The organism is Bacillus sp. ISL-46 (assembly GCF_018613205.1).
The window spans coordinates 17,139-36,304 of the sequence record NZ_JAGGQR010000009.1; the positions used below are offsets into that span (position 1 = coordinate 17,139).

The window sequence follows — 19,166 nt, forward strand, 5'->3', positions numbered from 1 at the left end:
ATGATCGGCATTGGGGACGAAGGCAAAGTGAGCCTGCTCCCGATGTACGAAAAGTGGATTAATGAAAGTGAAATATTAATAGGAGGAAAGAGACAGCTTTCTTTTTTTCCTGAATTCGCCGGCGAAAACATCGCGATTGAAGGCGGGCTTTCTTCACTCGTCGAACGGTTGCAGTCAGAGACGAGAAACGTAGTGATTCTAGCTTCCGGAGACCCGTTGTTCTATGGAATTGGAAGCTATCTATCTTCTAAAATCGATTTGGAAATTTATCCTTATTTAAGTTCGATCCAGCTTGCTTTTGCCAGAATGAAAGAAAGATGGCAGGATGCTTATTTTACCAGCGTTCACGGCAGGAGTATAAAAGGGCTGGCACAGCGGGTGGATGGAAAAAAAACGGTCGCAATCTTAACCGACACAGAAAATTCTCCAAATAAAATCGCTCAGTATTTGCTTTCCTTTGGCATGACTGAATATGAGGCGTTTGTGGGAGAGAACCTTGGCAGTGACAAGGAACGATACCACTGGTTTACCCTTGTTGAAATGAAGGATGAAGAGTTTTCACCGCTCAATGTGGTGATTCTCAAGAAAAAGGGAGAAAGCCCGCATTGGCCGATCGGCATTGACGATGCGGAGTTTTTTCAGCGCAAACCGGATAAGGGCTTAATTACCAAAAAGGAAATTCGCACACTAAGCATAAGTGCCCTAAGGTTAAAGGAAGACAGTACGGTTTGGGATATTGGCACATGCACAGGTTCTGTAGCGATTGAGGCAGCGAAAATCGCCAGGGAAGGACAAGTGTTTGCCATCGAAAAGAACGAGGGCGACTTGGAAAACTGTAAGCAAAATTTAGCCAAGTTCCGTGTGGATGCAACACTTGTTCACGGGAAAGCACCAGAGGGATTAGATACCTTCCCAGATCCGGATGCGGTTTTTATTGGCGGGACGGCAGGCGGGATGGAAGACATTTTGGATATTTGCTGCAGCCGCTTGAAAGCGTCTGGACGCATTGTCTTAAATGCCGTCACGATTGAAAATCTTTCCGAAGCGATGCTTGCGTTTAAAGAACGGGGATATGAGACGAACATTACTCTTGCGCAAATATCCAGAAGTAAGCCCATTTTGAATCTGACAAGATTTGATGCATTAAATCCGATTTACATAATAGAAGCATGGCGCAAGGAAGGGGAGTAAACATGTTAGGTACATTATACGGCCTTGGGGTTGGCCCGGGGGATCCAGAGCTCATTACCGTTAAGGCATTTCGTAAATTAAAGGAATCACCAGTGATTGCCTATCCGAAAAAACAAAAGGGCAGTAAAAGCTATGCCCATCGAATCATTGATGTCTATTTTCAATCGAACGAAAAAGAAATGCTGGGCCTTGTCTTTCCGATGACAAAGGATCCAGCCACATTGGAAAGAAAATGGACGGAAACAGTGGAAAATGTATGGGCGAAGCTGCAGGAGGGAAAGGATGTCGCTTTTGTAACTGAAGGGGATCCTCTTTTATACAGCACGTTTATTCATATGATGCGTTTGATGCAGGAAAAGTATCCGCAGGTTCCGATTGAAGTCGTTCCGGGGATTTCGTCCATCAATGGGGCGGCTTCTAGGCTGGGAATTCCATTGGCAGATGGGGATGAGCATGTGGCGATTGTTCCAGCACGCGATGACTATGAAACCATGAAAAAAGTCATTCAAGACAATGATTGTGTCATTTTTATAAAAGTGGCGAAGGTGATTGATTTAATGCTTGAAGTATTACGTGATTTAGATTTGCTTGACAAGGCTTCAGTCGTCACAAAGGTAACATCGGATGAGGAGATTATTTGGCGGGCAGATGAGCTCGACGGAGCGGAGCTTGAATACTTAACATTAATGGTGGTGAGAAAATGAAGCTTTATATCATTGGTGCCGGACCAGGCGATCCTGATTTAATCACGGTAAAAGGTCTTCAACATCTTAAGCAGGCAGATGTCGTTCTTTATGCAGATTCTCTTGTAAACGAAGACTTAATTGCCAAAGCGAAACCTTCCGCCGAAATATTAAAAACCGCCGGGATGCACTTAGAAGAAATGGTCAACGTCATGGCTGACCGAATCCAGCAAGGGAAAAAGGTCGTTCGTGTCCACACGGGCGATCCGGCTGTCTATGGGGCGATTATGGAACAAATCGTCTTGTTAAAGAAGAAAGGAATCGAAGTTGAGATTGTTCCGGGTGTGAGCTCTGTGTTTGCAGCCGCCGCGGCCGCGCAAGCCGAGCTGACGATTCCTGATTTAACGCAAACCGTAATCCTGACAAGAGCTGAAGGCAGGACACCTGTGCCAGAATTTGAAAAGCTGGCGGATTTAGCCAAACATCATTGCACGATTGCGCTTTTCTTAAGTGCGACGTTAACGAAAAAGCTTGTCAAGGAATTGACCGGGGCTGGCTGGAGCAAGGATACCCCTGTTGCGGTCGTTTATAAAGCCTCGTGGCCAGATCAAAAAATTGTCCGGACCACACTGGAACGCTTGGACGAAGATATGAGGACGAATGGGATTCGTAAACAGGCGATGATCTTAGCCGGCTGGGCGCTAGATGAAAACATTCACGAACAAGATTATCGTTCCAAGCTCTATGACAAAACATTTACACATGGATTTCGCCGGGGGGTGGACTCGTAATGATCGAGCTTCAGGAAGCGCAAAAGGCGGTCATTCAGCAGAAGGGTGACTATGCCGTTGTTGCGATTACAAAGCATGGGGTCGAACTGGCCCGCAAGCTGGGACATTCGTTTCAACATGCCGATGTGTACTATATGGCGAAGTTTGAAAAAGGAGATGAGCGGAACAAGGATATCCAGCTATTCACCGGAAGCGTTCGCCTTCTTCTGCCCTCTCTTTTCGAGGCCTATAAGGGGCTGATCATCATCATTTCCCTTGGAGCCGTGGTCCGAATGATTGCGCCTATTTTAAAGGATAAAAAAACAGATCCTGCCGTTGTCGTTATCGACGATAAGGGTGAACATGTGATCAGCGTACTGTCAGGCCATATCGGCGGTGCCAATGAACTAACGAAAGAAGTGGCGGCCGCCCTACTGGCCCGTCCCATTATTACCACCGCTTCAGATGTACAGGAAACGATTGCGGTTGATTTGTTCGGAAAACGGTTTGGCTGGATTTGGGACTCGGCTGAAAAGCTGACGCCCGTTAGCGCTTCGGTTGTGAATGAAGAAAAAATTGCCGTGGTCCAGGAGTCAGGTGAAAAAGGCTGGTGGCCATATGGCCGCCCGCTCCCGGGAAATATTCAGCCGTATTCATCAATCCAAGAAGCGCTGGCCGCAAAGCCGGATGCAGCCCTAGTAGTAACCCATCGGAATTTATCCGAGGACGAAACGGAGATTTTACATAATGGTGTTTTATATCGACCAAAGGTGATTGTCCTTGGAATGGGCTGCAACCGCGGGACCACTCGTGCTGAAATCGAAGCAGTGATCGACGAAACGCTTGAGGAATTAGGGTTTTCGAAAAAAAGTGTCAAAGCGGTTTGCACGATTGATCTAAAAAAGGATGAAGCGGGGCTGCTCGAAGTGGTGAATAAAAACCGCTGGGATTTTATTTATTACACACCAGCTGAATTGAATACCATTGAACTTCAGGACCCTTCTGAAACGGTTTTTAAATATACCGGTGCGTACGGTGTCAGTGAGCCAGCCGCCTTATTGTACAGCGGTGCAGAAAAATTAGCGTTGATGAAAAAGAAATCAGGTAATGTCACCATATCAGTAGCGGTGATTCCCTATTGATGAGGAGGGAAATAGAATGTCTAGTCGCCGACTTGTAATTGCAGGGACAGGCAGCGGTGTTGGGAAAACAACCCTAACCATTGGGCTGATGTCTGCTTTAAGGAAAAAGGGTTATACAGTCCAGGGTTTTAAATGCGGTCCAGATTATATCGACCCGACCTATCATACGGCCGTCACGGGAAGAACGTCAAGAAACATTGACAGCTGGATGCTCAACCACGAGATGGTCAAAGAGATTGTCAATCGCGCAAGTGTTGGGGCGGATATTTCCGTTATCGAGGGGGTAATGGGATTCTTTGATGGGAAAAATCCACTTAACAATACGGGCTCGACAGCTGAAATCAGTCTCATCACCGAAAGTCCGGTCATTTTGGTCGTGAATTGTGCCAGTATGGCCCGAAGTGCGGCGGCCATCGTCAAGGGATTTCAAACGTTTCTGGCGGAAGCCAATATTGTCGGGGTGATCGCTAACCGGGTTGGGAGCGAAGGCCATTTTAAAATCGTCCAAACCGCGATTGAGCAAGAATGCGGGATTCCCGTCCTTGGCTATTTGAAAAGAAACGAGGAACTCTCGATTCCGGAACGGCATTTAGGGTTGATACCCTCCGTTGAACGGGGAGAATTGAATCCATTTTTTGAGCAGCTTGGTGATTTGGTGCTTGAAACCATCGATGTAGATTCTTTATATGAGCTGGCGAAAGCCTCCCCTTTAAAGGTAAAAGAATCCCAGTTTAAGAGAGCAGAGCAGGTAACTGTAAAAATTGCAGTCGCACGAGATGCCGCTTTTAATTTTTACTATCAGGAGAACCTCGACATGTTAGCAGCCGCCGGAGCCGAGCTGATCGAGTTCTCTCCATTAAAGGGTGAATGCCTGCCGGAACAAGTCGATGGCTTGTATATCGGCGGCGGGTTTCCAGAGGAATTTGCGGAAGAGCTGACCAAACAGACAGAGGTAAACAACTCGATTAGAACGGCCATTGAAAAAGGACTGCCAACCTTGGCAGAATGCGGCGGGTTTATGTACTTAACCGAATCGTTGGAAACAACGGATGAAACGAGTTACAAAATGGTCGGGATCATTCCCGGAAAGGTGAAAATGCAGACAAAACTAGCGGCTTTGGGATACCGTGAAATCACTGCAGAAGGAGAAAATTTCTTGTTAGCAGGAAATCTGAGTGCAAGAGGCCATGAATTTCACTACTCTACCTTTCATCCTAGAACGGATTTTGACCCGGCCTATCAAACGAAAGGAATGCGTGGGTTTAAGCAGGAGGGCTATCGGAAAGGGAATTTAATTGCAGGTTATACCCATTTTCATTTTGGCTCATGCCCCGAGCTTGTGGAAAATTGGGTGAAGAAATGTAAGGAGTTCAAAGAAAATGGTTAAAGCTCTACCACTTATGTTTCAAGGTACTAATTCGGATGTCGGCAAAAGTGTCGTCGTGACAGCCTTTTGTCGGATATTCGCCCAGGACGGATATAAAACGGTTCCGTTTAAATCACAAAATATGGCGTTAAATTCCTATATCACCGTGGACGGAAAAGAAATCGGCAGAGCACAGGGAGTTCAGGCCGAAGCCGCAGGGATTCAGGCAACCACCGATATGAACCCGATTCTACTAAAGCCGAACCGGGATAACCAATCCCAAATTGTCGTCCATGGTAAACCATATAAGAATATGGAAGCAGGAAGGTACCGCCGGGAATTCTTTCAAACGGGATTGACGCTGATTCAACAATCACTCTCCACCCTGTCCCAAAATTATGAACGGATGGTCATTGAAGGGGCAGGCAGTCCGGCCGAGATTAATCTCAATGATCGGGAAATGGTCAATATGCGGGTCGCCAAAATGGCGGGTGCCCCTGTGATCCTGATTGGGGATATCGAAAAAGGCGGAGTGTTTGCTAGTTTAGTAGGAACCCTTCAACTGATGGAACCAGCGGACCGCGACCGAGTGATAGGCGTGATTATCAATAAATTCCGCGGCGATATCCGCCTGCTAGAATCGGGATTAACGTGGTTTGAGGAGTATTCAGGTAAACCAGTTCTCGGCGTGATTCCTTACTTGGAAAATTTAAATATTGATGCCGAGGATTCCGTGATTTTAAATCAATATACCTCCACTCAAAATACCGAAAAAGAATTGGATATCGCGGTGATCCAGTATCCGAAAATCTCCAATTTCACCGATGTCGACCCGTTTTTTGCCGAGCCCGATTGTCATGTCCGTTTTATAACGAGAGCGGATCAATTACACGACCCAGATTTAGTGATTCTCCCAGGCAGCAAGAATACAATTGAAGATTTGCTGTTTTTAAGAAAGAGCGGCATCGCTCAAAAAATAGCAGAATTACAGAGAAAGAAACACACCGTTCTTTTCGGAATCTGCGGCGGCTATCAAATGCTCGGTGATAAAATTGGGGATCCGTTGGCGATCGAGTCGCTCCTTCAAGAAATCAAAGGTCTTCAGTTACTGCCAATTGAAACGACCATTACGAAAGAAAAGACGACGATCTTATCAAATGGGATGTTGCATCTTTTCGGAAAAAATTTCCATGTGACAGGTTACGAGATTCATATGGGTGAAACCTTTGCGACAGGAGCGTCCCAAGGGCTTATTTTTACGAATGAAAAATGGGATGGCTGTCATTCTTCAGACGAAACCATCATTGGCACTTATTTTCATGGGATATTTCATAATGATGAATTTCGCGAGGAATTGCTTAATCAGATCCGACGCAAAAAGGGGTTGGAGCCCATCCACAAGCGCCCATCTTTTAACCAACTGAGGGAAGAAGCGTTTGACCGTCTGGCAGAACATGTTAGGGAACATGTAAAACTCGATGTCATTGAACAATTAATGAAGGATTATCAAAAAAGGGGGATCACCCAATGAATAGCGTAAAAACAGCCATTCAGCCTCTCGATAGAGAAATGGGGCAGCAAGTTCGTGAGTATATCGATACGTTAACCAAACCTCCGGGCAGTTTGGGGAGATTAGAGGAATTAGCGATTCAACTGGCGGAAATGACATCTGAAGCCTTTCCGGTCGTGTCACCACCTGGAGTGATCGTGTTTGCCGCTGATCATGGCGTGGTCGAAGAAGGGGTATCCGCTTTTCCGCAGGAAGTAACTGTGCAAATGGTTATGAACTTTTTAAACAGCGGTGCGGCCATCAATGTCTTTAGCCGGCAAATCGGGGCTATGTTTGAAGTGGTCGATATCGGTGTCGCAGCAGATATTGAGGCCGACGGGTTTGTAAATCGGAAAATTCGCTATGGAACGAATAATTTTTGCCAGCAGGATGCAATGACAAGAGAAGAGGCCGAACAAGCCATCGCCGTTGGCTATGAACGGGCGGAACAGATGATTCAACAGGGAATCAAATGCCTAATTGTTGGTGAAATGGGGATTGGCAATACGACGCCAAGCAGTGCGATCGCAGCGGTTCTAAGCGGGCAGGACATCGGTGCACTCGTCGGCCGAGGAACAGGGATTCCCACAGAAAAAATCCGTCATAAGCAAGAGGTCATCACACGGGCACTGAAGGAAAGAAACCCTGACCGGAAGGATCCAATCGATATCTTAGCTAAACTTGGCGGTTTGGAAATAGCCGGTATGACCGGTGCAATGCTCTCCGCCGCTGCGAACCGGATCCCGATATTGGTTGATGGATTTATTTGCACAATAGCAGCTCTTTTGGCAAGGGAAATCTGTGAGACAGCAGCGGATTATATGATGGTCGGTCATCGTTCCGTCGAGCCTGGACATGAAATTGCACTGCAGTTATTAGGCAAGAAGCCACTACTTGATTTAGATTTGCGGCTAGGCGAAGGGAGCGGGGCAGCAGTGGCTTTTCCTATCTTACAATCAGCGGCCTTAATGTTGAAAGAAATGGCCACCTTTGCATCGGCCGGAATTTCAAATGAGTAACTTAGGAAAGGAGCGAGAAGATGACAAATGGAAAAGTGTATCTTGTTGGTGCTGGACCAGGAGACCCTAAGCTGATCACGGTTTATGGGATGGAGTGTATCCAGCAGGCGGATGTGATTTTATATGACCGCTTGGTAAATGAGGAACTGCTGAAATATGCAAAGGCGGAGGCAGAGCTGATATTTTGCGGCAAAGAGCCAGGAAGACATCAGATCATTCAAGATCAAATTCACGAGCTGTTAATTGAAAAAGCCAGTCAGGGCAAGACTGTCACCAGATTAAAAGGAGGCGATCCCTGTATTTTCGGCCGTGTCGGTGAAGAAGCGGAAATTCTCGCGGAACATGGGATCCGCTATGAAATGGTGCCGGGGATTACAGCTGGTATTGCAGCGCCTGCTTATGCCGGAATTCCGGTGACCCACCGCGCTTATGCTTCCTCCTTCGCGATCGTCACTGGCCACAGCCGAGCGGAAAAGGATGAGGATCAATTAAATTGGCCAGCCCTCGCTCAAGGAATCGATACGATTGCCTTTTATATGGGAATTGGGAATTTACCCTATATTGTTTCGAGATTAATCGAGAACGGAAAAAGCCCTGATACGAAAGCCGCCATTATCCAATGGGGGACGACGGCCAAGCAGAAGACGGTGACCGGAAGTTTAAAGGATATCGAAGTCCGGGTCCTTGAAGCTGGGATTACTCATCCGGCGATTGTTCTGGTGGGTGATGTGGTCGGCCTGCGCGAGAAATTACGCTGGTTTCAAGAAGCAGAAGAAAAACAAGAAGTAGGATTAGGGAGGGACTAAGATGTCGATTATAGCGGAAATCAAAAATCGAAGAGCAATCCGTGATTATGCGGCACGAGAGGTCGAAGACGAAAAGATTCACAGCTTATTAGAAGCAGCGACATGGGCACCGAATGACCGGATGCGGGAACCATGGAGCTTTTATGTCATCAAAGGCGAAGCTAAAAAACGATATGAGGCGTTGGCCTATGAATATTTACAGGAACGCTTTCCAACCAAACCAAATTTAATCGAAAGCTCCTTAAAAGTGCTGAAAACCACACCGGTTCATATTGTCGTTACAGCCGACATCGTTCAAGAAGATGAAGAGGCCTCTGCCGACAATGAATATGCCGTATGCTGCGCGATCCATTCGATGTGGCTTGCCGCCAAAGAATTGGGACTAGGGCTGGTTTGGCGGACAAGGGGCGTCGGACTTGTTCGCGACCAACGAATGGTTGAGTTTATTGGATCACCTGAAAACAAGAAAATTATCGGAAATTTGTTTATCGGTTATCCCGATCCAGAAGTATTAAAAAAGGCGAAAGTGCCGGCTCGTACATCCTTTGAAGAAAAAACAGTCTGGCTGTAACGAGGAGTGAAGCGGATGGAAGAGGTAACAGAAAACAAAGTAAAACGTGGTCTTACATTAGTATATACCGGTGATGGAAAAGGGAAAACGACGGCAGCCCTTGGGCTCGCTGTCCGTGCCGCCGGCCGGGGAAAACGGGTGCTCATGATTCAATTTATCAAATCACCTGATCGAACGTATGGAGAAAAAATTACCTTCGAGAAATTGGGGATTGAAATCGTGCAGACAGGAGTCGGCTTTACGTGGACGAAGACACCGGAGGAACATCGGGGAGCACTAAAAACAGCGTGGGCGTTAACGAAAGAAAAGGTACTGTTTGGCGGCTACGATGTTGTCATTTTAGATGAACTGAATAATGCGCTCGCGATTGATAAATTCCCGATTGACGATGTCCTTCCGTTGACAGAAGTACTGGAGTTGATTCAGCAGCGCCCCAAGGGGATGCATCTGGTCATTACCGGACGGTCTGCCAAAGAGGAGATCATCACTTGCGCTGATTTAGTAACCGAAATGAAGCCCGTTAAGCACTATTATAATGAAGGAATTCCTGCCGTGAAGGGAATTGAGTTTTAAGGGTCTACATTGAAAAATTAGGACATGGCGGCGACTTACTGACGGCCCGACAGTTTCAAAATGAGCCAATGTCCCCGGAAAGTGAGCCAATCCGATTTTAAAGCCTTGGGAGTCTAATTATATGAAACTAGGAAAAGGAAGCTGCAATGGAACATTTGGAGAATTGGTCCAAGGAATCATTGGTGATCGCCGTTATTTAATCACCCTGCCGATATCGAGTTTAAGAAGTGAGGCTAGGTTTATTCCAGATCCAATCGTTAAGGGAATAAGAGTGGCAGACTCAAAAGTAAAAGCTCAAAGAGCAGGGGAATGGTTATTCCAACTGTTTGGGGTAAAGGGCGGCGGGGATCTCGAGATACGCTCTAATATCCCAGTTGGTAAAGGTCTGGCCAGCAGTTCAGCAGATATTGTTGCTGCATTAAGAGCAATTGCTGACAGCTATAGTCTTCCGCTCACAAATGAAATGATCTCGATGATTGCCGCAAAAGTGGAACCTACCGATGGGGTAATGTATGAGGAAGTCGTGGTCTATGACTATATTCACGGTCAGCTGATTGAAAGCTTTGGGGCCTTACCCCCATTCATCCTCGTTGGTATCGACCTTGGGGGTATGATCAACACAATTGAATTTAATGAAGTTCCGAAAGAGTACAGCCAGAACGATCAACAGCAATTTATTAAAGCTTATGATCTGGTTACAAAAGGGTTTAAGGAGAAAAATTTAACTTATATTGGGGAGGCAGCAACCCTCAGTGCACGGGTGAATCAAAAAATATTGCCTAAGCCTGTTTTTCCACTATTAGATCAGCTGGCCTATCGCTATCAGGGCGGAATCGTTGTCGCCCACAGTGGAACGGTCGCGGGAATTTTACTAGATGGAAATCTTCCAAACGGTGATGAGGTGGTTTCACACTTATTTAGGGAAATGTCACTCGCTTTCAAGGGTGTTCCTATAAATATATTTCATTATGAAAGCAGGGAAAAGAATTCTAGAGCAAGCGAATTGGGAGAAAAGAAGAACTCTTGAGAATTTACTATTTTATGAGGAATGGGGAAATCAGGAAAGAAAGTTTATTAGAGAGTGAGGATTGATTTATGGAAACTATTTCGTTAATTCTTCTTGTATTTGTGCTAGGGCTGCGTCATGGATTGGATGCCGATCATCTGGCATGTATTGATGGATTGACCCGTTATAACGGGCGTTTGAATAGTTCGATTGCTCGCTGGGTTGGTTTGCTCTTCTCCTTTGGGCACGGGTTAGTTGTAACCATCATCGCGGCGATCTTAGGGATTTTTATGAAGAGTTTTACAATACCGGATCTCGTGAATACACTGGTGACTTGGTTTTCAACTCTATCCCTGTTCGCAATTGGTACCTTAAATCTTTTTAATCTTTTGCGGAAAAAATCGACGGAAAATGAAGATTTTCGTGTTAGCGGAATTAAGGGGAAGTTCCTGCCGAAGATGTTGAAAGAAACGACGAATCCCTTTTTTGTGATTCTGATTGGCGGATTATTCGCATTGGCGGCGGAAACGGTTAGTCAAACATCGATGTGGGCGATTGCTGCAGGTAATACGGCAAGTTATATGCCAGTTTTATTAGGGATCATCTTTATGCTAGGGATGATGATTACAGACACCCTAGATTCCATCGTCGCCTTTCGCTTGTTAAAAGAAAGCAATCGATTAGGACAATCCGCTTCCCGTGTAATGGGCTGGGTGATTGTGGTTTTGGCCTACGGGGTTTCCTTTTACCAAGCATTTACGTTCTTCTTCCCATGGGCTGAACTTGATTATGAGATTTTAGGAGTTATGCTGTTTACGGCTTTTGTTCTAAGTTATCTATTCATAAGTTATCGGATTAAAAAGCAGATGGAGATAACGCTGAAAAATTAATCGTATTTTTTTAACATGAGGTGCCTGTCACGCCCCGAATAATGTCAAATAAAAATGACCCAAGATTTTTTCCTTGTGTCATTTTTTGCTTTTTTATTTGTTCGGTAAAGTAACAACAAATGTAGTAATATTATTTTCACTGGTAACATAGGGCCGTCCCTTATGCAATTCCACAAATCTCTTGACAACAGCTAAGCCCAATCCCGTGCCTACATAATCTTTTTGCAAAGCTTTTGCTCGATAAGAATGTTCAAAGATCTTAGCCAATTCATCCTTTGGTATTTCCACGCCTCTATTTCTAACCGTAATTTGAATACTTGTTCCATCTGAAGACAATCCAGTATAAATCTTTTTTGGTTCAAATGAATATTTCACGGCATTTTCCATAAGGGAATCCATGATCTGCAGAACATGTTCATTAGGGATATAAGTAGAAATATTCTCTTGAATGTTTTGCTCAAAGGTAATATTTTCATTATCCAACTTTTTTCTATTAAGGTAATGATGAATATGAGATATGATTGTATTTGAAAAAGAGCGATGATTCCTAGTTAGTGTCAGGCCTTCTTGCGATGTGGCCTGGCTTTTTTCGTATGAACGGTTGTAATTTTTTCTCAAGTTTCACAACTTTTTTACATGCTGAATAGACTAGTTTAACGGAAGCTTATTTAAAAAGGCATGGTGGAGGGAAAGAGCTTGAAGATATACCAAGTGAAAGGGTCGCCAGATATTGTAATTGAATTGTTGGAAATCACAGCGAATGGGAAAGTGAAGGTTAGGGATATCAACAATGATGAGGTCATTGAAACAACAATGCGAGCCTTTGAAATGGCATTTGTACCATCATCCGATTATTCCTCTATTGAGAAACAACAAGCAAAGGCACTAATGATAAATCATAGTGTACCAGCGTATATCAATGAAATGATCGAAAAATCTCAGGTTAAAGTTGTTAAGGCTTTTGGAAGATGCACTATGGTTGCGGTCCAGCTGCCCAATGGGTTTATCATCAGCGAATCGATAACCAGTGTAGATGAGGCATCCTATAACAAAGAAACAAACACCCAGATTTGTTTGGAACGGATTAAACATAAAATTAGTGAGCTTGAAGCTTACAAAACTCAAAGTGTAGCGATACAGTCAAGAAATAGGAATCAGGGATAACAAAATTGCTGAGCTGAAAAAGGAAAATAAGAAATTTCTAAAGTTGTTAGCGAATGAAGTAATAGAAAAAGTTGATTATGATGAAGCGGTTAATGAAAATAGAAATGTAATAAAAAAGCTACAATCAAAATTTCTTGAAAAGAAGGATATGTTAAAACGATACACAAAAAGTACAGAGATGGTTGAAAAGTCCAAAATGAACTAAAGAAGCTTATAAATATAAATGATTTAACCCCGGAGTTACTTCATAAGCTAATCATAAAATTGAGCTGAAGGAAAACAAGCATCTTATTATGTACTACCGTTTTTCTAACCATTTTCTGGTCAATGGAAGTAGTGACCAATTTACGACACATGTGTATGTAGAAACAATGGTGGCAACTTGGTGGCAAACTCCAACATTCTGCCACCAACTCCACCTTTAAAATAATTTACGCCTTAATACTAATGGAAAATAATTCTAAAAAATGGTTACTCGTTGTAGCAGGCCATTTTAGTATCGCTTTCATTATTTGAAGGCAGTGCATATTATATTCATAATAATTGAAAGAATTTTATTAATCGGACATTTCTAGAAGGTATTGTATTTATTTATGTATAAAATTACAATGAATTACATAATAAAACACTTTACTTTGATAAACAAGTAAAGAGATAAAGTGAGATATGGAGGAATAATATATGAAGAAAGTCACCCAGATTTTAATCATTTTATCAGTGGCTCTAATGGCAACTGCATGTGGTACTCAGCCTAAATTACCTGCACAATCAAAGAGTGAGCAGAGTAAAAAAGTAACCGAAGGAAATACATTTGAAAATATAAAAAAGCAAGGCGTTCTTAAAATTGCTGTGGATGATACATTTCCTCCAATGGAATACCGTAATGATCAAAACAAGTTAGTAGGTTTTGACATTGATCTTGCAAACGCCATATCAAAAGAGCTTGGTGTGAAAGTAGAATTTATACCAACTGCATGGGATGGAATTTTACCAGGATTAGACGCTAAACGATATGACATAATTATGTCATCAATGAATATTACAGATGAAAGAAAGCAAAAGGTTGATTTTGTAGAGTACATGAAATTAGGACAAGTTGTTGCAGTAAAATCAGGAAATCCTCAAAAGATTCAATCGAAAGAAGATCTTTCTGGGAAAATAGTCGGTGTACAACTAGGTTCAACTAGTGAAAGTGCAGCGAAAGAGATTAAGGGAATAAAAGAATTAAAGACATACAATGGTTATACGGATGTATTTAATGACTTAGGTCTTGGCCGTTTACAGGGAGTTATTGTTGCAGAAGCCGTTGGTCGTTACTACAAAACGACTAAACCTGATGCTTTCGATGTTGTAGGTAGTTCATTCCAAAGTCTTCCAGTAGGGATTGCTGTACGTAAAGGTGATGACGAGCTTGAAGCAGCATTACAAAAAGCAATAGAAACTGTGAAGGATAACGGAGCCTACACAGAAGTGAGTAAGAAATGGTTCGGAACAGACAAATCTAAAGAATAAAAAGGTTACGGATAAATCGGAATGCTGATTTATCCGTCTTATTTTTACTTTTATGTTTTTTCAAAAGGAGAGAGGGAAATGAAGGACTTTTTATCATTTGCATTAACTTATCTTCCCTACTTATTACAGGGGGCATTGGTCACTGTTGAAATAGCCGTAATTGGGATAGTAGCAGGAAGTATTATAGGATTACTATTCGGTCTCGGCCGTGTTTCCAGCTCTAAATTATTTTCACAAATTAGCAGATTTTATATTTGGGTGATTCGAGGAACTCCTCTTTTAGTGCAATTATTCATCATCCATTTCGCGATCCCTTCCGTATTTCCTGTATTAACGATGCCGCCTTTTGTTTCCGCCTGCATCGCATTGTCACTTAATGCAGCTGCCTATATTGCGGAAATTGCTAGGGGCGCCATTCAGTCGATTGATAAGGGACAAATGGAAGCAGCAAGGTCTCTTGGATTAAGTTATGGACAGGCGATGAGACGGGTTATTATACCACAAGCGTTTCGCCGTATGCTGCCCCCACTAGGAAATGAATTTATTGCCTTAATTAAAGAATCCTCCCTCGTATCAACTATAGCTTTATACGATTTACTCAGAACTGGTCAGCAAATAATAAGTAGTACGTACCGTTATATGGAGATCTTTTTACTAGTTGGTTTAATCTACTTAGTGCTTACTACTATCATGACATTTATCATTGGGAAAGTGGAGAAAAAGGTAGGTGCTTATGAATGATAAAATGCAAAAATGTTATTAAAACATTTGGTGATTTAGAAGTTTTAAAAGGTGTTGATTTAAATGTCTCGCAAGGTGAAGTGGTGGTAATAATTGGACCTAGCGGATCAGGGAAAAGTACCTTTCTTCGTTGTATGAATCATTTAGAGTCTATTGATGGTGGGAGTATTACTATTAATGGGAAAATGGTAGAAAACAAAGAGGCTGCGTTGAATAAACTTCGTCAAGATATTGGAATGGTTTTTCAGCAGTTTAATCTTTTTCCACATATGACCGTTTTGAAAAACATTATAGAAGCTCCTATTTTATTGAAAAAAATGACCAAAGCTGAAGCAAAGAAAAAAGGAATCCAGCTTCTTAAAAAAGTTGGGCTTGAAGCAAAAGCGGACGAATATCCAAACCGTTTATCTGGAGGGCAAAAGCAGCGTGTAGCGATCGCACGGGCATTAGCCATGGAACCGACGGTTATGCTATTCGATGAACCTACTTCTGCACTTGATCCGGAACTTGTCGGGGAAGTACTCACTGTCATGAAGCAGCTGGCAAAGGAAGGTATGACCATGGTCGTAGTTACTCATGAAATGGGTTTCGCAAAAGAAGTAGCAGATCGGGTTATCTTTATGGATGGCGGAAATATTATTGAACAAGGAATTCCAGAAGACATTTTTGTAAATCCAGAGCATGATCGCACGAAGGAATTTTTAGGACATATTAGAAAGGAGGAGCCCTCACGTTGAAAGATTCAAAGGTAGAAATAACCTCAATTATTCATGATAAAGTAGAACAATGGTTTCCTAAATTAGTGGAAATAAGAAGGAATCTTCATATGTATCCTGAAATTAGTAAACAAGAATTTAAAACAACCGAAAAAATAAACGGATGGTTACATGAATTTGGGATTCAACAAATACCACTTAGCTTAGCTACTGGGACCGCTGCAGAAGTAAAGGGAATCGAACAGGGACCGACGGTTGCAATACGAGCGGATATTGATGCTCTCCCCATTCAAGAAGAAGCAGATGTTCCATTTCGTTCAAAAATTGATGGTGTAAGTCATATGTGCGGCCATGATGTTCATACAACAATTGCACTTGGGGCAGCGATTATTTTAGAAGAAATGAAGGATCTAGTCCCTGGGAATGTTCGGATATTGTTCCAGCCAGCTGAAGAATTTGAAGGTGGAGCAGAATCTATGATCCAGCAAGGATTATTGGAAGGGATAAGTTCAATTATCGGTCTTCATAATGTTCCAGAACTTCCTGTTGGTCAGATAGGTGTGAAGGAAGGATTTTTAATGGGAAGTGTAGATGATTTTACCCTAACCATTAAAGGTAAAGGCGGACATGCTGCGCTTCCAGAGCAAACCATTGATCCGATCGTAATTGGCAGTGCAGTTGTGAGTCAGCTGCAAACAGTGGTCAGCCGTACGATTTCATCTAAGGAATCGGCAGTTGTCACCATTGGTTCCTTCCAAGCAGGGATGACAAATAATGTCATTCCAGATAAGGCTATTCTCAAAGGAACGGTCAGAACTTCCAACGAACAAGTGAGAAAGAAAATATATGAGGTATTTACACAACTTGTTACAAATACCGTGGCAGCACATGGTGGGGAAGTAGAGATTAAGTATGAGTTTCTGCTGCCAGCTGTCTATAATGATGCCCAGGTGGCAGAAATTGTTCAGTCAGCAGCAGAGACAATAGTTGGGAAAGAAAATACGATACGGGCAGAACCAACCATGGGTGGTGAGGACTTTTCTTTTTACCAAAAAGAAGTACCTGGCTGCTATGTGTGGCTTGGTTCAGGTAATCAAGAAAAAGGGATTAAATATGGGTGGCATCACCCGAAATTTATGGTAGATGAAGATGCCATTAAAATTGGAGTTAAATTAATGGTTCAATCAGTGCTTAAATTATTAGAGAGATAGACCTTTTAACTTTGGCAGATACTAATTTTCGTCACCAATAAAAACATAAAGATTAGGAATCCTGCTTTTTTTCGGAAGGAAACAGCAGGATTTTCTCTATACTGGACATTCAAATGAAGGGAGAATTTAATCCTATGGAAGCAAATTTCATGGAGAGTTTAAATTTAACGATAGATGGAAACCGTCTTTGGAACCAATTAATGGACCTTGGGAAAATAGGAGAAGGAGATAATGGCGGGGTCACTCGAACATCATTTGATCAAAATGATATCCAAGCACGAAAATTCTTTCTGAAACTACTGGAACAAGCTGATTTATCCCCTTATATGGACGCAGCGGGGAATATCTTTGGGCAAATAATCGGTAAAAATCCCGAATTACCTGCCATTCTTATTGGTTCTCACCTTGATACAGTAAATTCTGGCGGGCGTTTCGATGGCGCCATGGGTGTTCTAATGGGTGTTGAGGTGCTTTGTACGTTGAAGGAAAAGGGAATTCAACCTGAAAGAACGATAAAGGTTGTTTCCTTAACAGATGAGGAAGGGGCACGTTTTGATTATGCTTTTGTAGGTAGTACCGCTTTGGTTGGGACAGAGGGTTCGAAGAAATTAAAGGAAAATTTAGCTTCAGCAACAGATAAAGATGGAATCTCCTATCTGGAGACCATGAAGCAGGCCAGTCTAGAAGGGGAATATTTTAATCAGATTAATCCAGACCTTTTAGAACAAGCTCAGTTAGGTAAAAATGACGTAAAAGCTTATATTGAAGTACATATTGAGCAGGGAAAAGTGTTAGAAAATAAAGATTTAGCTGTTGGAATAGTTACGGGGATCTCTGGTGGAGAATGGGCGGAAGTAACCATCATGGGTGAAGCGGGGCATGCAGGAACGACATGGATGAAAGAGAGAAAAGATGCTTTAACAGCTGCAGCAGAATGTATATTAGCCATTGAGAAAATAGCACTGGACAATATCGGAAGTGTTGCGACAGTAGGAAAATTGGAAGTAAAACCTGGAAGTAGTAATGTCATTCCTGGGAGAGTGGATTTTACACTTGATGTTCGGGATATATCTAATGAACGGCGTGAAAATACGGTTACTAAAATCTATAATTCAATTCGGACAATTGCTGCAAACCGTGATTTAGGGTGTGAAATTAGGCAGGTTCAATCCCTATCTTCTGTGATGAGTTCACCAATAGTGATGAAAGCAGTAAAAGATTCTCTGCAAGAATTACAGTATCCTGTTTATGAATTACCAAGCGGGGCTGCTCATGATGCGATGGTATTGGGGGGGCTTACAGATATTGGAATGATTTTTGTAAGGAGCCACAATGGCATAAGTCATCATCCAGATGAGTGGAGTTCTTTTGAAGATGTTGCCCTTGGGTGCGAGGTACTATTCAGAACAACGTTAAAACTTTTATAAATGATTCACTTACCTAGAGAGGTTCTGTAGTTCATTTTAGGTACTGTATATGGCGAGCCAAAAATCATTGAAATTCCAGTTAAAAGGCAAATACTAGCCGCTCTATTTATTTAAGAAATCAATTCTTTTACGATTTGGAAAATTTTCATCTTAAGTAAAAAGACTTTGTTAGGTTTCCTTCGGAAGTAGAGGTTCGACCCCGACAATCGGTATCAAATCATCATGATAAATTCAATAAAATCAACGTTTCGTACACATTGTATGGAACGTTTTTTATTTATTTCAAGTTCGATTTTTACAAAGATACTGTGCAGATAAACGTGTATTACCCAGTTAAACATGGAAACGACATTTCTAAGATAGACTTAGAACAAGCCGACCATCAGAAAGTAAGGGAATTGGTTCAAAACAATGTATTAGGTATTCATAAAGGTGGCATCTACTCACTGAAGATGAACCAGAAGGATTTTGTCTTTATCTTTGCTGACAGCCAGCAAGAAGCTGTGCAATTCTATACCAAAACATTTCATCAAAACCCATTGAACTGTCACGATTATTCGCTAGATTACCAGCTCGCTTGAGGAAATGATGTAATTTCGTTTCGGGACATGAGGAAGGAATTCATGAGTTATCCAGCTATAGCGGGGTATTTTTATAAGTATAGTTGAAAGGTAAATGAACTCCTTTAAGCTATTGACACTCCAAGAATTAGAGCGTATGGAGCATTTTAGGACAGAACTAAAAAGATATATTTACTATTAATCGAATAGTAAAAATTAAAAGGGTTGAGCCCTATACCATACAGATTCAATCCTTAAAAGTTGCTTAA

General features: G+C 42.5%; 20 protein-coding genes. 19 read left to right on the plus strand and 1 reads right to left on the minus strand.

Annotated features, from left to right (window positions below; all coding sequences use genetic code 11):
* From cbiE to J7E67_RS03440, 12 genes are all read left to right on the plus strand, one after another.
* Positions 1 to 1,191 carry a precorrin-6y C5,15-methyltransferase (decarboxylating) subunit CbiE gene (cbiE, locus tag J7E67_RS03385; protein WP_214731057.1) on the plus strand — a complete coding sequence of 397 codons (1,191 nt, stop codon included), beginning with the start codon at positions 1 to 3 and terminating at the stop codon, positions 1,189 to 1,191.
* Positions 1,192 to 1,193: 2 nt separating this feature from the next.
* Positions 1,194 to 1,895: a precorrin-2 C(20)-methyltransferase gene (gene cobI / locus J7E67_RS03390; RefSeq protein ID WP_214731013.1), complete on the plus strand. Its 702-nt coding sequence runs from the start codon at positions 1,194 to 1,196 to the stop codon at positions 1,893 to 1,895.
* Positions 1,892 to 2,665 (plus strand): precorrin-4 C(11)-methyltransferase, encoded by a 774-nt coding sequence (gene cobM, locus J7E67_RS03395; protein ID WP_214731015.1) that lies wholly within the window; start codon positions 1,892 to 1,894, stop codon positions 2,663 to 2,665. The genes cobI and cobM overlap by 4 nt, the downstream gene beginning before the upstream one ends.
* Positions 2,665 to 3,786: a cobalt-precorrin 5A hydrolase gene (locus tag J7E67_RS03400; RefSeq protein WP_214711764.1), complete on the plus strand. Its 1,122-nt coding sequence runs from the start codon at positions 2,665 to 2,667 to the stop codon at positions 3,784 to 3,786. The genes cobM and J7E67_RS03400 overlap by 1 nt, the downstream gene beginning before the upstream one ends.
* Before the next feature lie 16 nt (positions 3,787 to 3,802).
* The gene (locus J7E67_RS03405) at positions 3,803 to 5,173 is read left to right on the plus strand and encodes a cobyrinic acid a,c-diamide synthase CobB (RefSeq protein ID WP_214711762.1); all 1,371 of its coding nucleotides are present in this window, start codon (positions 3,803 to 3,805) and stop codon (positions 5,171 to 5,173) included.
* On the plus strand, positions 5,166 to 6,683 hold the full coding sequence (locus J7E67_RS03410; RefSeq protein ID WP_214711760.1) for a cobyric acid synthase: 1,518 nt from the start codon (positions 5,166 to 5,168) through the stop codon (positions 6,681 to 6,683). The genes J7E67_RS03405 and J7E67_RS03410 overlap by 8 nt, the downstream gene beginning before the upstream one ends.
* Positions 6,680 to 7,720 carry a nicotinate-nucleotide--dimethylbenzimidazole phosphoribosyltransferase gene (gene cobT, locus J7E67_RS03415; protein WP_214711758.1) on the plus strand — a complete coding sequence of 347 codons (1,041 nt, stop codon included), beginning with the start codon at positions 6,680 to 6,682 and terminating at the stop codon, positions 7,718 to 7,720. Before J7E67_RS03410 ends, cobT begins: the two co-directional genes overlap by 4 nt.
* A 20-nt stretch (positions 7,721 to 7,740) precedes the next feature.
* Positions 7,741 to 8,526, plus strand: coding sequence for a uroporphyrinogen-III C-methyltransferase (gene cobA, locus J7E67_RS03420; protein ID WP_214711756.1), 786 nt, complete (start codon positions 7,741 to 7,743; stop codon positions 8,524 to 8,526).
* A 1-nt stretch (position 8,527) separates the two neighbouring features.
* Positions 8,528 to 9,097: a nitroreductase family protein gene (locus J7E67_RS03425; RefSeq protein ID WP_088087501.1), complete on the plus strand. Its 570-nt coding sequence runs from the start codon at positions 8,528 to 8,530 to the stop codon at positions 9,095 to 9,097.
* Positions 9,098 to 9,112: 15 nt separating this feature from the next.
* The gene (gene cobO, locus J7E67_RS03430; protein ID WP_214711754.1) at positions 9,113 to 9,670 is read left to right on the plus strand and encodes a cob(I)yrinic acid a,c-diamide adenosyltransferase; all 558 of its coding nucleotides are present in this window, start codon (positions 9,113 to 9,115) and stop codon (positions 9,668 to 9,670) included.
* Between the two features lie 121 nt (positions 9,671 to 9,791).
* The gene (locus J7E67_RS03435; protein ID WP_214731017.1) at positions 9,792 to 10,697 is read left to right on the plus strand and encodes a GHMP family kinase ATP-binding protein; all 906 of its coding nucleotides are present in this window, start codon (positions 9,792 to 9,794) and stop codon (positions 10,695 to 10,697) included.
* A gap of 68 nt (positions 10,698 to 10,765) precedes the next feature.
* Positions 10,766 to 11,566, plus strand: coding sequence for a HoxN/HupN/NixA family nickel/cobalt transporter (locus J7E67_RS03440; RefSeq protein WP_214711750.1), 801 nt, complete (start codon positions 10,766 to 10,768; stop codon positions 11,564 to 11,566).
* 93 nt (positions 11,567 to 11,659) lie between these two features.
* On the opposite strand, the gene J7E67_RS03445 is transcribed toward J7E67_RS03440, so the two are convergent.
* Positions 11,660 to 12,184 carry a sensor histidine kinase gene (locus J7E67_RS03445; RefSeq protein ID WP_214711748.1) on the minus strand — a complete coding sequence of 175 codons (525 nt, stop codon included), beginning with the start codon at positions 12,182 to 12,184 and terminating at the stop codon, positions 11,660 to 11,662.
* Between the two features lie 78 nt (positions 12,185 to 12,262).
* On the opposite strand from J7E67_RS03445, the gene J7E67_RS31035 reads away from it, so the two are divergent.
* From J7E67_RS31035 to J7E67_RS03480, 7 genes are all read left to right on the plus strand, one after another.
* Complete coding sequence (locus J7E67_RS31035) at positions 12,263 to 12,730, plus strand: Gp49 family protein (RefSeq protein WP_251026545.1); 468 nt, start codon at positions 12,263 to 12,265, stop codon at positions 12,728 to 12,730.
* A 681-nt stretch (positions 12,731 to 13,411) separates the two neighbouring features.
* On the plus strand, positions 13,412 to 14,242 hold the full coding sequence (locus J7E67_RS03455; protein WP_214711746.1) for an ABC transporter substrate-binding protein: 831 nt from the start codon (positions 13,412 to 13,414) through the stop codon (positions 14,240 to 14,242).
* A 78-nt stretch (positions 14,243 to 14,320) separates the two neighbouring features.
* Positions 14,321 to 14,983 (plus strand): amino acid ABC transporter permease, encoded by a 663-nt coding sequence (locus J7E67_RS03460; protein WP_214711744.1) that lies wholly within the window; start codon positions 14,321 to 14,323, stop codon positions 14,981 to 14,983.
* On the plus strand, positions 14,980 to 15,720 hold the full coding sequence (locus J7E67_RS03465; protein ID WP_214711741.1) for an amino acid ABC transporter ATP-binding protein: 741 nt from the start codon (positions 14,980 to 14,982) through the stop codon (positions 15,718 to 15,720). Before J7E67_RS03460 ends, J7E67_RS03465 begins: the two co-directional genes overlap by 4 nt.
* Positions 15,717 to 16,910 carry a M20 metallopeptidase family protein gene (locus J7E67_RS03470; RefSeq protein WP_251026546.1) on the plus strand — a complete coding sequence of 398 codons (1,194 nt, stop codon included), beginning with the start codon at positions 15,717 to 15,719 and terminating at the stop codon, positions 16,908 to 16,910. Before J7E67_RS03465 ends, J7E67_RS03470 begins: the two co-directional genes overlap by 4 nt.
* Before the next feature lie 134 nt (positions 16,911 to 17,044).
* Positions 17,045 to 18,337, plus strand: a complete 1,293-nt coding sequence (locus J7E67_RS03475; protein WP_214711739.1) for a M20 family metallo-hydrolase — start codon at positions 17,045 to 17,047, stop codon at positions 18,335 to 18,337.
* Between the two features lie 320 nt (positions 18,338 to 18,657).
* Positions 18,658 to 18,918 (plus strand): hypothetical protein, encoded by a 261-nt coding sequence (locus J7E67_RS03480; protein WP_214711737.1) that lies wholly within the window; start codon positions 18,658 to 18,660, stop codon positions 18,916 to 18,918.
* Positions 18,919 to 19,166: the final 248 nt, after the last annotated feature.